The organism is Gryllotalpicola sp., from assembly GCF_027352875.1.
In the GTDB taxonomy this organism is placed as follows: domain Bacteria; phylum Actinomycetota; class Actinomycetes; order Actinomycetales; family Microbacteriaceae; genus Gryllotalpicola.
Genome location: NZ_DAIEII010000043.1, coordinates 13241 through 26443, shown reverse-complemented (window position 1 = coordinate 26443; position 13203 = coordinate 13241). Strand labels below are relative to the sequence as shown.

At 67.1% G+C, this 13203-nt stretch carries 13 protein-coding genes and 1 pseudogene; 8 read left to right on the top strand and 6 right to left on the bottom strand.

All coding sequences use genetic code 11. The features are described from left to right. Nucleotides 1-18: 18 nt before the first annotated feature. The 3 genes from M7D61_RS04965 to M7D61_RS04955 form a co-directional block, all read right to left on the bottom strand. The gene (locus M7D61_RS04965; protein WP_298228188.1) at nt 19-756 is read right to left on the bottom strand and encodes an enoyl-CoA hydratase/isomerase family protein; all 738 of its coding nucleotides are present in this window, start codon (nt 754-756) and stop codon (nt 19-21) included. A 24-nt stretch (nt 757-780) separates the two neighbouring features. Then, on the bottom strand, nt 781-1521 hold the full coding sequence (locus tag M7D61_RS09855; protein WP_366083767.1) for a CoA transferase: 741 nt from the start codon (nt 1519-1521) through the stop codon (nt 781-783). Nucleotides 1522-2189: 668 nt separating this feature from the next. After that, entirely contained in the window at nt 2190-2924 is a 735-nt protein-coding gene (locus tag M7D61_RS04955) for an enoyl-CoA hydratase/isomerase family protein (protein ID WP_298228184.1), read from the bottom strand. A gap of 179 nt (nt 2925-3103) precedes the next feature. On the opposite strand from M7D61_RS04955, the gene M7D61_RS04950 reads away from it, so the two are divergent. The 5 genes and pseudogenes from M7D61_RS04950 to M7D61_RS04930 all read left to right on the top strand — a co-directional run. Continuing rightward, complete coding sequence (locus M7D61_RS04950; protein WP_298228182.1) at nt 3104-3535, top strand: hypothetical protein; 432 nt, start codon at nt 3104-3106, stop codon at nt 3533-3535. 180 nt (nt 3536-3715) lie between these two features. Further along, nucleotides 3716-4015: a hypothetical protein gene (locus M7D61_RS04945; RefSeq protein ID WP_298228180.1), complete on the top strand. Its 300-nt coding sequence runs from the start codon at nt 3716-3718 to the stop codon at nt 4013-4015. 602 nt (nt 4016-4617) lie between these two features. Next, nucleotides 4618-5532, top strand: coding sequence for a reverse transcriptase domain-containing protein (locus M7D61_RS04940; RefSeq protein WP_298228178.1), 915 nt, complete (start codon nt 4618-4620; stop codon nt 5530-5532). After that, nucleotides 5475-5990 carry a group II intron maturase-specific domain-containing protein gene (locus M7D61_RS04935; protein ID WP_298228176.1) on the top strand — a complete coding sequence of 172 codons (516 nt, stop codon included), beginning with the start codon at nt 5475-5477 and terminating at the stop codon, nt 5988-5990. The genes M7D61_RS04940 and M7D61_RS04935 overlap by 58 nt, the downstream gene beginning before the upstream one ends. 106 nt (nt 5991-6096) lie before the next feature. Next, nucleotides 6097-6714, top strand: a pseudogene (locus M7D61_RS04930) (DDE-type integrase/transposase/recombinase); the annotation flags it as partial. A gap of 199 nt (nt 6715-6913) precedes the next feature. Here the strand turns inward: M7D61_RS04930 and M7D61_RS04925 are convergent. Next, a complete protein-coding gene (locus M7D61_RS04925; protein WP_298228174.1) occupies nt 6914-7081 on the bottom strand; it encodes a hypothetical protein in 168 nt (55 codons plus the stop codon). 34 nt (nt 7082-7115) lie between these two features. Here M7D61_RS04925 and M7D61_RS04920 point away from each other — a divergent pair, with 34 nt between their 5' ends. Further along, nucleotides 7116-8453: an extracellular solute-binding protein gene (locus M7D61_RS04920; protein WP_298228171.1), complete on the top strand. Its 1338-nt coding sequence runs from the start codon at nt 7116-7118 to the stop codon at nt 8451-8453. Nucleotides 8454-8466: 13 nt separating this feature from the next. On the opposite strand, the gene M7D61_RS04915 is transcribed toward M7D61_RS04920, so the two are convergent. Beyond that, entirely contained in the window at nt 8467-9483 is a 1017-nt protein-coding gene (locus tag M7D61_RS04915; RefSeq protein ID WP_298228169.1) for a LacI family DNA-binding transcriptional regulator, read from the bottom strand. Nucleotides 9484-9600: 117 nt separating this feature from the next. Here M7D61_RS04915 and xylA point away from each other — a divergent pair, with 117 nt between their 5' ends. Both xylA and xylB read left to right on the top strand, forming a co-directional pair. Then, nucleotides 9601-10794, top strand: a complete 1194-nt coding sequence (xylA, locus tag M7D61_RS04910) for a xylose isomerase (protein ID WP_298228168.1) — start codon at nt 9601-9603, stop codon at nt 10792-10794. Nucleotides 10795-10911: 117 nt separating this feature from the next. Beyond that, entirely contained in the window at nt 10912-12396 is a 1485-nt protein-coding gene (xylB, locus tag M7D61_RS04905) for a xylulokinase (RefSeq protein WP_298228166.1), read from the top strand. Here xylB and M7D61_RS04900 read toward each other — a convergent pair. Then, the gene (locus M7D61_RS04900; protein WP_298228165.1) at nt 12393-13175 is read right to left on the bottom strand and encodes a dienelactone hydrolase family protein; all 783 of its coding nucleotides are present in this window, start codon (nt 13173-13175) and stop codon (nt 12393-12395) included. The genes xylB and M7D61_RS04900 overlap by 4 nt on opposite strands. Between the last annotated feature and the right edge of the window lie 28 nt (nt 13176-13203).

Here is a 13203-nt window from a genome sequence, read left to right as displayed (position 1 = left end):
CTGAGTTGTGACTTCACGCTAGTCGTACTTGAACTGGCCAGTCAAGTACGCCAGCCTGCGCTCAGCGGCGAGACCTTCGCGGAGTGGCAACTCACGGGCGGCCTTGGCCGCCTTCAGTGCGGCGCGCACCGCAACCCGGGGCAACGCGGCCAGGCGACGTGCGTAAGACAACGCCTTTTCGTCCACGTCGGCCCCCTCCGGGAGCACTTCATCGATGATGCCCAGGATCTGCGCCTGTACGGCGTCGATTGGTTCGCCCGCCATGATGAAGGGAAGCGCTTTCGATGGCGTCACCCACGCGCTGATGGAGCGGGTGCCACCGGCCGCTGGCAGCATCCCGAGCTTGCTTTCCGGCAGACCCACTCTCGTACCGTGAGCGGCAATGCGCAGATCACAGAGCAGTGCCATCTCCAGCCCAGACCCTAGCGCGTAGCCGTGCAACGCGACGACCTTCGGCACCGGCAGCGTCCACAAGAGGTACCACGGGTCGCGATCCCACCGAATACGACGAGCCTCGAAGATGGACTCCGCGTTGCCGAACTCGCCGATGTCTGCCCCGGCCGAGAAATGGGCACCCTCTGCGCGAAGTACAAGCGCACCGAGCTCGGGAAAATCACGCACGGCACTAAAGGCCTCGATAAGTGCGTCACGCATCCGCAGGTTCACCACGTTGAGCTTCTCCGGCCGGGACAGCACAATCTCGGCTACCCCGTCCTCTCCGAATTGCACGCGAACAACCTCGTCGATTTCGCCCATGTGTTCGAACATACCTATTCCACCTCACGCCGATACGAAAGGCGAAGCGGGGTGACGTAGGGATACCCCGGCCACGGGCAGTTCCACGGCGCGAGCCTTATGCGCCTCCGCAAGCTCCGCCACCCGCGGTACCGGGTCGGCTCGAAGAAGTGCACCGTGATCACGATCGGCCGGAAGAGCGTCAACCGCATCCATAAGGCTCGCCGTCAGTATCGGAGCCTGCGGTTGCTGCGCCGCGGAGTACAACGCGACTACCGACGCCAAGGCTGCGGCAATGCCTCCGAGTCCATCGACATACGCTGTGGCCGCAGGTATTGGCTCATCGGATCCGGCAGGCCACGCCAACCCGCTCATGGCATGAACCTGCGTGCCGTAAGCCACCCAATCACGCGAAGGCCCTCTCGAGAAGGCCGGGAGATGCACTATCGCTGGTCCATGACCGGACTCGCTCTGGTCGTCGATCCCCAGATTCTCCCGAGCGCGGCGGGACAGGCTATCCACTCGAAGATCTGCCTGCGCACAAGCGAGTGCGAACGCTTCTCGGTCATCCTTGACCCGAAGATCGAGATTCGCACGCTCTTTCCCAGCCGCCAGGGATATGAACATCGCCGACCGATCATTCACGCCCGGTTCTAGTATTCCTCCCGGGTAGATCCCTCCGCCGTGCGGCGCCCGCATCCCATCCGGCCGGGCATCGGATTCCACGGATACGACTGAGGCGCCGAGCTGGGCGAGCAGCCATGTGCACAGCGGGCCTGCCCACATCGCCGTGACATCCACCACTTTGACCCCAGCCAGGGCCTGTGTGGCGGCAAGAGGTTCCTCGGACTGGCGAGCACCACTATGGAACTGTTCTCGGCGACTTGCTCGACGAAGGCTCCAATGCTGAACGGCCTGCGCCCTGCGATACGGAACAACGGGTAAGCGCCACTCCTGCGCCGCGGCACTGAGTTCTTCGGCATCCGTGAACGAGTCGGTTTCGAGCAGGAGCGTGAACAGATCAGCATCGCCAGGTGCTCCGAGTTCCGTCGCGGCCCATCCCTCGCCAACACGCAGCGGCGTCACCCGGACCGGTGGTGGTGCCGAATACCAGTGCGCCAACACCAGCGGCTGCAAGAGCAAGATCGCGACTGAGTCCACATCCACGGTCACGCTTCCGCCCACGCGGGCTGCTGCTAGTGCACCCAATGCGAGAAGGCTTGCGGCTGCGCGAGTCGGTGCAGCCGTGGGGAGCCCCGGGCAGGGGAGCACCGGTCCACTCATCCGCGCGCTGGCGGGAAAGCAACCTCGCCCCGACACGGTAACGCTCGCGTGCCTCGAACTCTCGCCAGAGGACCGAACAGAGGCGCCGTATCGTGAAAGCAGATACGCAGCGTCGGTGGCGACCCCAACGTCACCCTCGACGCGGACATCCACGCCGTCGAGCGGCCCCATCACGCGTTCCGGAAGCTCGCCGCTCGCTTGCCCAAGAAAGCGGCTATGCCCTCCGCGCGATCTCGTGAAGTCTGAAGCAAGGTATTCAGGTCGGCTTCGAGGGCGAGGCCCTCCCGCAGACGGAGTTCGGACCCGTCGCGAACCGCCTCCTTGGCATATTCCAATGCGAGCGGCGCGCGGGTCAGCCATTCAGCTGTGTACTCCGCCGCCCTCCCGAGGGGCGTGTCAACAACTTCGTGCACGAGGCCCTGATGGAGAGCGTCCGAGGCCACCACCGGCTCGCCGAACAGGATCATGCGAAGCGCGGCAGCCTGACCGATCACGCGAGGCAACCGCTGGGTCCCCCCCCAGCACGGCAACCTCCCCTGAGAAACCTCGGAGAGCCGAAAGCGTGCATCGGGGGTCGCCAGCCTCACGTCAGCCGCCAGCGCCAACTCCAGACCCGCAGACTCGACACGGCCGTTCAGTACCGCCACGACAGGGACACGCAAGCCAGCCAAGAGATCCGCCGGCGTCGCGCTGTAGGACCGTTGCATGATCAGCTCGTCGTCGATACCTACGCAGAAGTCTGCCGACTCGGAGCGCAGCACCACCGCGCGCAATTCTCTGTCCTCGGCGTATTCGCCAAGCAGGTCAACCAATTCAGCGCACTGTCGCGCGGTCATCACTGCATCACCGAGCGCGATGTCGAGTACACCGTCCCGCAGATACGTCTGGACCCGCTCCCTGCGCATGGCCCCCTCATTCGTCGTCGATCAGCCTAATCAAGCATCGTATGCGAATCGATCTGTTGTGGAGTTGAGCCGGTCGCCTGTCGCCGCGGGCGTTCACGCCGGCCCCCTCTGTGTCAGCCTTGGATGAGCCACCCGGATAGTCCGGATCAGTGGCGTGAGGGCGGGGAGGAGTTCCCCTGATGGAAGCGATGATCGCGCCCGTGCCGGTCTCGGTGCAGGCTGGGCCGATGGACGTGCCCGATCCGCAGGTGCCCGAGCGGGCGACGCGGCGGACCTACACGGCGAAGTACAAGCGTGACGTCCTGGCCGAGTACGACGCCTGCGACCGGGCGGGCAAAGGCGCGCTGCTGCGCCGCGAGGGTCTGTATACATCGTTGATCACCGCGTGGCGGGAGCAACGCGACCGTGGCGCGCTCGAGGCGCTTGCCCGCCCGGCGGGCGCCCCGCCGGCGTCGGCGGTCGAGAAGGAAGCGGCCCGGCTCCGGCGCGAGAACGCCCGCTTGAGCGCCGACCTGGAGAAAGCGAGGCAGGTGATCGAGATCCAGGGAAAACTCTCGGCGCTGTTGGAGCAGTTCTCGACCGACAGCAGCACGAACAAGCCCGAGCGATGATCGACGAGACGATCACCGAGCTCACCCCCCTTGATCGGCGTTCGCGCCGCCTGCGTGGCCGTCGGCCGGTCCCGAGCCACGCACTACCGGCACCACCGCAAGTCGGCCGCCCCAGCCCGTGCTCCTCGTCCTGCGCCCAGGCGGCAGCCGCGCGCTCTGACTCCGGACGAGGAAGCGCAGGTGTTGGAGGTTCTGCATTCGGAACGGTTCGTGGACATGGCCCCGGCCGAGATCCACGCCGTCCTACTCGATGAGGGCACCTACCTCTGCTCGGTCTCGACGATGTACCGGCTCCTGGCCCGCCGCGGTGAGGTCCGTGAACGCCGCCGCCAAGCCGTCCATCCCGCCCGGGCGAAGCCAGAGCTGATCGCGATCGCTCCGAACCAGGTCTGGTCCTGGGACATCGAGCGCCACGAGGCGTTCCTGAACCTTGCGGTGGTGAAAGGACACCGCTCCATGCCTGCCGCAGCAGGCGTGTGATAGCTGGAGGACGATCCGCCGCGTTGGCGTGAGCGTGGTGGGTGGAGCAGTCCTCGACAACGACGAGTCGCATTAGTACTGCCAGATGGTGCGGGCTCGGCTAGCGAGACGGAGAGGTATACGGATAGGAACCAGTGGCTGAACGCCCCTCAATTGAAGACCACCGACTCTAATCTGGCGGATTTGGGTCGGGTTGCATCGCGCACCCTCATTGCTTCGGCGGTGAGGGGAACTCCTGGGCTGGGTGATGTCGCCGGCCGGGAGGCCATGGTGAAGGCCTGCGGCGTAGCCATGGCGAAGATGCTGGGGCATAACTGGGTGCCGATCCCGTCGAAGGGTTCGGGAGTGAACGTGGGAACCATCCCGGTTCCGCCGGAGGACCGTCGTCGCCAGCGACGAATCCGACGGCTGAGCGCATGGCCAGCTGATCGGGCCGGGGTGGGGCGGAGGACCCGTAGTAGTCCGAGACCGGGAAAGCCGGTCGCATGGCGAAGGGGTCCAGTGTGATCGCAGTTGACGGAAACAGAAAGGGAGACACAACCGTGAACACGGGTGTTCCGTGGCCTGCCGACGCATCGGAGGCGTGGGCGCGGGTACTGACTATGCAGACGAAACTGCACCGATGGGCGACGGGCGAACCTGCTCGTCGTTTCGATGATCTGTTCAACCTGGTCTATGACCCCGCGTTCCTCGTTGCGGCGTGGAACCGGGTGCAGGGCAACAAGGGGGGCCGCACCGCCGGAGTTGATGGGATCGCACCGCGATCCATCACCCCGGACCGAGTGTCAGGGATGCTCACCGATCTGCGCGAGAGCGTCAAGAACGGTCAGTTCGTCCCGGAACGGGTGCGTCAGAAGTCGATCCCGAAAGCGAACGGCAAGGTCCGCAAGCTGGGGATTCCGACGATGACGGACCGGATCGTTCAAGCCTCACTGAAGCTGGTGCTGGAGCCGATTTTCGAGGCGGACTTTGTGCCGTCCTCGTATGGGTTCCGGCCGCGCCGTCGGGCGCAGGACGCGATCGCGGAGATCCACTTCTACGCCTCACGCGGTTACGTGCAGGTATTCGAAGCGGACATCACCGCGTGTTTCGATGAGATCGACCACGACGCGCTCATGCAGCGCGTCCGGGCACGGGTCGTTGATAAGCGTGTGTTGCGGCTGATTCGCGGGTTCCTGAAAGCGGGTGTCCTCAGTGAGGACGGCGTAAACAGGGACACCTTCACCGGCACCCCGCAAGGCGGGATTCTGTCGCCGTTGTTGGCGAACATCGCCCTGTCCGTGGTGGACGAGCACTTCCAACGCAAGTGGGACGCGCTCGGGCCGCAATGGTCGCGCACGAAACATCAACGCGCCGGGGGCGCGACGATGAAGCTGGTCCGCTACGCGGACGACTTCGTCGTCCTCGTCCGCGGCACCCGCGAGGATGCCGAAGCGCTCTCTGGGACGAAGTCGCCAGTGTGCTCGACCCGATGGGCTTGCGCCTCTCGGTCGAGAAGACGATGGTCACGCACATAGACACCGGGTTCGACTTCCTCGGGTGGCGCATCCAGCGCCGCCGGATCAGAGGTCATGGCGGGAAAACGGCGATCTACACCTATCCCTCAAGGAAGTCGTTGGCTTCCGTCAAGGACAAAGTGCGATTGCTCACCCGCCGGGCATCTCATCGAACGCTCGCAGACCTGCTCCGCCGGTTGAACCCGGCGCTGCGGGGCTGGTGCACATACTTTCAGCACGGCGTCGTGAAACACCTCTTCAGTTACATCGATCACTTCGCCTTCTGGCGGATCGTCGGCTGGCTGAAGAAACGGCACCCGAAACTGAATATGCGCACCCTGGTGCGTCGCCATCTGCCCGGTTGGCAGATACGCGACCAAGGAGTCGAGTTCTTCCGATGCCAGCAGGTCACAGTGGCCCGCTACCGGTATCGCGGAACCCGCATCCCCACACCATGGACGAGCACGGCATCGGCATGATCACACGGAGAGCCGGATGCTCAGGAATGGGCACGTCCGGTTCGGAGGGCGGCCAGCAGAAACCCACCAGTTCAAAGACTGGCAGGGCGCTGCTGGCCGACCCTACACCAAGCTGCACGGGCCGGTGAAGTGGTCGTACTTCTACCTGTACTCGATCATCGACATCTACTCCCGCTACATCGTGGGCTGGCTGGTCGCGACCCGCGAGTCCAAAGAGCTCGCCGAGCGGCTGCTCGCCGACACGATCCGCAAGCAGGCCGTGAACCGCGGTCGGTTGACGATCCACGCGGACAACGGCTCCTCGATGGCCTCGAAGCCGGTCGCGTTCCTGCTCGCGGACCTCGGGATCACGAAGACCCACTCGAGACCGCACGTGTCCAACGACAACCCGTACTCCGAAGCGCACTTCAAGACCCTGAAGTATCGACCCGAGTTCCCTGCCACGTTCGGCTCGATCGAGGACGCCCGCGCCTTCTGCGCCACGTTCTACGCCTGGTACAACACCGAGCACCGGCACTCCGGCATCGGCATGCACACGCCCACCGACCTGCACCACGGGACAGCCGTCGAGGTCCAGGCCCGACGCGCTCACGTCCTCACCAGCGCCTACGCCACCCACCCCGAGCGCTTCGTCCGCCACCACCCGACCCCGCTCGCCCTGCCGACCGCGGCCTGGATCAACAAGCCAGAACCAGTCCACTCAACAAACGAACCGAACAACTGACCCAACCGGGTTGACACCTTCCGGCCACGCCGACCCGAGCATCCCCAACTTCGAAATCGAAGAAAACCGGCCAACTACTCGACGCCGGACAGTGATGAGTCGGGACATAGGCGACAGATGAGTCGCGTCATGTATCGCTTTACTATTCGAGAGCCCTGGGCCATCAGCCCCAGCCCTGAACAGCGCCGGAGGGGCCGCGCTAGGAGCGCGAAAAGAGGTGGATCGGCAGCGCGAAAGCGAGCGCCTCGGCGACGATGCCGGCGAAGTACGTCACGGCCTCGGAACCCGGCACATAGTGAGCGACACCGAAGAGTGCCCAGCCCCCGAGGAAGAACACTCCCGCGACAATGAGCTTGATGATGACCATGGCTACACGGTAGCGCAGACCCGAGGAGACCCCGATGAACAGGCTCAATGTCGCGCGGCTCGCCGCTGCTGTCGCAGGAGGGCTCGCGGTCACCGTCCTCGCGGCATGCAGCAGTTCGGGCACGACCAGCTCGTCGCCCAGCAAGTCGAGCTCAGCCTCGGTCTCCACCTCGAGCGCCAGCGGACAGCGGGTCAAGCTCGTCTGGTGGCACGACGGCGACACCGAGCCTCTCAAGTCGTACTGGGCCGGCGTCGCCAAGGGCTTCGAGGCCATCCACCCCAACGTGACGATCGAGGTCGACGCCTTCCGGAGCGAAGACCTGCAGAACACTCGGATCCCGAACGCCCTCCGCGGCAGCAATCCGCCGGACCTCTTCCAGCAGTGGGGCGGCGGCCGCGAAGCCGACCAGGCCGCTGCGGGCAAGCTGCTCGACATCACCACCCGCGCCGCCGGCACCATCGCCTCGCTCGGCGGCGCCGTCGGCGGCTGGACGGTGGGCGGCAAGGTCTACGGCCTGCCCTGGGACATGGCGATCGAGGGCTTCTGGTACAACAAGGCCCTCTTCGCCCAAGCGGGCATCACCGGCACCCCGGCGACCTTCACCGATCTCGAAACCGACATCGCCAAGCTCAGGGCCATCGGCGTCGCGCCCATTTCGCTCGGCGCCAAGGACCAGTGGCCCGCTGCGCACTACTGGTTCAACTTCGCGCTGCGCGACTGCACAACCGCGATCATGCAGCAGGCGGCAGTCGACAAGACCTTCACCGACCCCTGCTTCGCGCAGGCCGGAACCGACCTCCAGGCCTTTCTCAAGACCAATCCGTTCCAGTCCGGATTCCTCGGAACGACCGCTCAGCAGGGCGCCTCGAGCTCGGCGGGCCTCCTGGCGACCGGCAAGGCCGCGATGGAGCTCATGGGCGCGTGGGAGCCGAGCGCCGTCGGGGGGCTGACCGCCGACAAGAAGATCCCGTCCTTCCTCGCCTGGTTCCCCTTTCCGACAACCACCGGCGGTAAGGGCGACCCGACCTCGGCCATGGGCGGCGGCGGCGGCTTCAGCTGCTCCTACACGGCACCGCCGGAGTGCGTCGAACTTCTCCAGTACATCGACAGCGAGAAGGTCCAGGAGGGACTTGCCGCGATCGGAGCCGGCATTCCGGCGCTGCCGTCGGCGGCATCCGCCCTCACCGACCCGAACCTCAAGGCGGTCGCCGCCGCCCAGGCGAACGTCAAGTACGTCCAGCTCTGGCTCGACGTCGCGTACGGCTCGAACGTCGGGGGCGCGCTCAACCAGAGCGTGACCAACCTGATGGCCGGCCAGGGCGACGCCGGAAGCATCGTGACCGCCATCACGCAGGCAGCCGCACAGGGCTAGCCCCCGGGGTCGGTCACATCGTCACCGCGGGCGGTGCCGTGCTTTCCCTGACCACCAGGTTGATCGCCAGGTCGAGACGCAGCGCGGTGGGCGGCACCCCCTCCGAGAGCCGGATCGCGAGACGGGCGGCCTCCTCCCCCATGCGCCGGAGAGGCTGATGGATCGTCGTGAGGCGCGGAGTCACCCACTGCGATAACGCGATGTCGTCGTAGCCAACCACCGAGAGATCCTCGGGGATCCGCAGCCCCTTTGCGCGGGCAGCGTCCATGACGCCGAGCGCCTGCAGGTCGCTGCCGGCGAAGATCGCCGTCGGCCGGTTCGGCAGCGAGAGCAGGTCCATGGCGTGGTCGTAACCGCCGCTGACGCGGAAGTTTCCGAAGCGGATCCACGCCGGATCGATTTCGAGCCCGGCCGACTTCATCGCCGAGCGGTAGCCGTCCACACGGGCGAACGAGCACATCATCTCCTCCATGCCGGTGATCGTCGCGATGCGCGTGTGTCCGAGGGCGATGAGGTGGCGTGTCGCAGTGAGGCCGCCCGACCAGTTCGCGGAGCCGACATAGGGAGCGTCCGCCGGCGGCTCGCCGGCCGGGTCGACGACGACGAACGGGATGCCCCTCGAGCGCAGCCGGTCGCGCTGCTCCCCGGGGATGTCGGAGAAGACGAGGACGATGCCGACCGGCCGGCGGCGCAGCACGCCCTCGATCCACATCGGGTCCGGCGAGCGGCGATCGCCGCTCACGGTGAGGACGACACTGAGACCGTGGTCTTTGGCGACGGCCTCGACGCCGCTGAGGAGTTCCATGGACCACAGCGGGTCGAGCTCGTGGAAGACGAGCTCGATGAACCCGCCCTTCGAGATGTCGCGGTTGCCACGGCGCTCGTAGCCGTGCTCCTCCAGCAGCTTCTCGATGCGCGCACGGGTCGGCGGGGAGACGTCCGCCCGCCCGTTGAGCACCTTCGAGATGGTCGCCAGCGAGACGCCCGCCAGTTGGGCGACATCGGCCAGCGTCACGCGATCCTGCGGCATGGATGGGATGCTACTCCGCAACTTTCGGGTTGTTTTCGACGGCATTCCGAATAGGCTTGGCGCTGTAATCAAATCGTTTCGAGTGCGCATCATGGTCGATGTGCAAGGGAGCACCTCATGACCCCCACCGCGGCCAACGCCGACAAGTTCACGTTCGGCCTCTGGACCGTCGGCTACAACGGCACCGACCCGTTCGGCGGTCCCACTCGGGCGCCCCTCGACGTCGTCCACGTCGTCGAGAAGCTCGCCGAGATCGGCGCCTACGGCCTCACCTTCCACGACGACGATCTCTTCGCCTTCGGCTCGACCGAGGCCGAGCGCCGGGCGCAGATCGACCGGCTCAAGGGCGCTCTCGCCGCCGCCGGTCTCACCGTCCCGATGGTGACCACGAACCTCTTCAGCCAGCCCGTGTTCAAGGACGGCGGTTTCACCTCGAACGACCGCGCGGTGCGCCGCTTCGCGGTGCGCAAGGTGCTGCGTCAGCTCGAGCTCGGCATCGAGCTCGGCGCCAAGACCCTCGTCATGTGGGGCGGGCGTGAGGGCGCCGAATACGACTCGGCCAAAGACATCCGCCTCGCCCTCGATCGGTACCGCGAAGCCGTGAACTTCCTCGGCGACTACGTGCTGTCGCAGGGCTGGGACATCCGCTTCGCCATCGAGCCCAAGCCGAACGAGCCGCGCGGTGACATCCTGTTGCCCACTGTCGGCCATGCGCTCGCCTTCATCAACGAGCTCGACCACCCCGAGCTCGTCGGCCTCAACCCCGAGGTCGGCCACGAGCAGATGGCGGGACTCAACTTCGCCAGCAGCATCGCCCAGGCGCTCTGGCACGGCAAGCTCTTCCACATCGACCTCAACGGCCAGCGCGGAATCAAGTACGACCAGGACCTCGTCTTCGGCCACGGCGACCTGCACAACGCCTTCGCGCTCGTCGACCTGCTCGAGAACGGCGGCCTGAACGGCGGCCCGGCCTACGACGGCCCACGCCACTTCGACTACAAACCCTCGCGCACCGAGGACGAGAACGGCGTGTGGGAGTCGGCCAAGGCCAACATCCGCACCTACCTTCTGCTCAAGGAACGCGCCGCCGCCTTCCGCGCCGACCCCGAAGTCAAGGATGCGCTCGCCACCGCCAAGCTCGACCAGCTCGCCCAGTCGACCTTCGCTCCCGGCGAGACAGCGGCCGACATCAAGGCCGACCGCACGGCGTGGGAGGACTTCGATGCCGCGTCCTACTTCAACGCCAAGGGCTTCGGCTTCGTGCGGCTGCAGCAATTGGCGACCGAGCACTTGCTGGGCGCGCGCGCGTAGGTCTCAGGGAGGCGCGGCCGTGCAGCGTTTCCGGCCTACGGCGATAGGCGCGGCGCATCGCGCCGCGAAAGGCGGCAGCCACACTACCGCGGAAGCCTCGAAAATGAAAGGCGCCGGTTGACCCTCGTAGCAGGAGTTGACTCCTCCACCCAGTCCAGCAAAGTCGTCATCCGCGACCTCGCGACCGGGGCGGTCATCCGCTCCGGTCGCGCCGCGCATCCGGATGGCACCGAGGTCGACCCGGCCGCGTGGTGGGCCGCACTGGGCGAGGCTCTCGCCGCGGCGGGCGGCCTCGACGACGTCACGGCGATCTCGGTCGCCGGCCAGCAGCACGGCATGGTCGTGCTCGATGCCGACGGCCGGGTCATCCGCCCGGCGCTGCTGTGGAATGACACGCGCTCAGCCGAGGCGGCTGCACAGCTCGCAGCAGAGATCGGCGCCGCCGAGTACGCGCGCCGCGCCGGAAGCGTGCCGGTGGCCTCCTTCACCGCGACGAAGCTGCGCTGGCTGCGCGACAACGAGGAGGCGAACGCGGCGCGCGTCGCCGCCGTGGCGCTGCCGCACGACTGGCTGACATGGCGCCTGCTCGGCTACGGGCCGACAGGTGAGTCGGCGCTCGGGCCCGACCTCGCGGCGCTCACGACCGACCGGTCGGATGCCTCAGGCACCGCCTACTGGTCGCCAGCGACTGGTGACTACGACTTCGACCTCCTCGAGCGCGCGCTCGGCCGCCAGGACGTGGTGCTCCCCCGCGTACTCGGCCCCGCCGGGCCGGCCGGCCGCACGCTGGGCGGCGTGCTCGTCGGGCCTGGTGCGGGCGACAACGCCGGCGCGGCGCTCGGGCTCGGCGCAGCATCCGGCGACGTCGTCGTCTCGATCGGCACGAGCGGCACCGTCTTCGCCGTCGCTGACAAGAGCGCGCACGACGCCACCGGCGCCGTCGCGGGCTTCGCCGACGCGTCGGGCCACTTCCTCCCTCTCGTCGCGACGCTCAACGCGGCGCGCGTGCTCTCCTCCATCGCGGAGCTGCTGGGCGTCGGCTTCGACGAATTCGCCCGCCTCGCGCTCGCCGCCGAGCCCGGCGCGGGCGGTGCCGTGCTCGTCCCCTACTTCGAGGGCGAGCGCACCCCGAACCTCCCGCACGCGACGGCGTCATTCCACGGACTCACGATCGCCTCGACGACGCGCGCGAACGTGGCGCGCGCCGCGATCGAGGGCATGCTCTCGGGTCTCGGGGCGGGGCTGGATGCCGTGCGCGCCGTCGGCGTGCGCGAACGGCGCCTGCTGCTCATCGGTGGAGCCGCACAGAACCCGGCCGTGCAGGCGGTCACCGCGCAGGTCTTCGACGCGCCCGTCGTCGTTCCGGAACCCGGCGAGTACGCCGCCGACGGCGCCGCGGTGCAGGCCGCTTGGGCGCTCACCGGCGAGCGGCCCGCCTGGCCGGTCGCCACGGCGGCGATGCCCGCCCCCGACTTCCAGCCGGTGATCCGCGAGCAGTACGCCAGGTACCAAGCGATCGCGATCGCCGACGCCACCTCGGCCGAGTTCAGGGTTTCCCTGAACGGATCCGGGGCGACGACGACCCACAGCGGGCGAAGCTAGTGCGGCGTGGCAGCCGTCTCCGCCCGTCCTAAGGCCGCGTCGAGGAAGCCGAGCGTCTGCCGCCAGGCATCCGCCGCGGCATCCGGTACGTACGCATGGGCGTTGCTGTCGTTGAAGAAGGCGTGCCCCGCATTCTCGTAGACCGTCGCCTCGAAGTCGACACCCGCCGCCCGCATCTTCGCCTCGACCTCGGGCAGCGCGTCGATGAGCCGGGAGTCGTTGCGCCCGTAGAACGCGTGCACCGGGCAGGCGAATCCCGCATAGTCGGTTTCCTGGGGCGGCGCGCCGTAGTACGGCGCGGCCGCCTTGACGCGCGAATCGGCTGCGGCGAGCGCAAAGCTGTACGACCCCCCGAAGCAGTAACCGAGCACGGCGACGCGGCCATCGACGCCGGGCAGCAGCACGAGCGCATCGACGGTCTGCTTCAGGGCTGAGACCGCCCACTCGGCGTACTCGGGTACATTGACAGGCGCCATCTTCTCGCGCAGCAACGGCTGAAAGCGGGTGCGCTCCTCCTCGTCGGCGGATTCTCGCAGTCGCTGCAGGTCCTCGCCCACCTCCGGGGTGACCCCACCGCGGCTGAGGATGTCGGGCGCGATGACCTGGTATCCCTCGGCCGCGTAGCGGTCGGCGATGTCCTTGATGTGGTCGACGAGACCCCAGATCTCGTGGATGACGACGAGGCCGCCCTTGATGGCCGCGCCGTCCGCGGGCGAGACGAAGTAGCCGCTGAAGCCGAGGTCGCCGATATCGACAATCGTTCCGTGTAGTTCGCTCATACTCGCACTCTGGCACCGAGTTCCTTTG

Excerpts from the sequence above, each read along its gene's own strand:
- M7D61_RS04965 (WP_298228188.1), bottom strand. The coding sequence starts at position 756 with ATGGGCGAAATCGACGAGGTTGTTCGCGTGCAATTCGGAGAGGACGGG.
- M7D61_RS09855 (WP_366083767.1), bottom strand. The coding sequence starts at position 1,521 with ATGTGGGCAGGCCCGCTGTGCACATGGCTGCTCGCCCAGCTCGGCGCC.
- M7D61_RS04955 (WP_298228184.1), bottom strand. The coding sequence starts at position 2,924 with ATGCGCAGGGAGCGGGTCCAGACGTATCTGCGGGACGGTGTACTCGAC.
- M7D61_RS04950 (WP_298228182.1), top strand. The coding sequence starts at position 3,104 with ATGGAAGCGATGATCGCGCCCGTGCCGGTCTCGGTGCAGGCTGGGCCG.
- M7D61_RS04940 (WP_298228178.1), top strand. The coding sequence starts at position 4,618 with ATGCAGACGAAACTGCACCGATGGGCGACGGGCGAACCTGCTCGTCGT.
- M7D61_RS04925 (WP_298228174.1), bottom strand. The coding sequence starts at position 7,081 with ATGGTCATCATCAAGCTCATTGTCGCGGGAGTGTTCTTCCTCGGGGGC.
- M7D61_RS04920 (WP_298228171.1), top strand. The coding sequence starts at position 7,116 with ATGAACAGGCTCAATGTCGCGCGGCTCGCCGCTGCTGTCGCAGGAGGG.
- M7D61_RS04915 (WP_298228169.1), bottom strand. The coding sequence starts at position 9,483 with ATGCCGCAGGATCGCGTGACGCTGGCCGATGTCGCCCAACTGGCGGGC.
- xylA (WP_298228168.1), top strand. The coding sequence starts at position 9,601 with ATGACCCCCACCGCGGCCAACGCCGACAAGTTCACGTTCGGCCTCTGG.
- M7D61_RS04900 (WP_298228165.1), bottom strand. The coding sequence starts at position 13,175 with ATGAGCGAACTACACGGAACGATTGTCGATATCGGCGACCTCGGCTTC.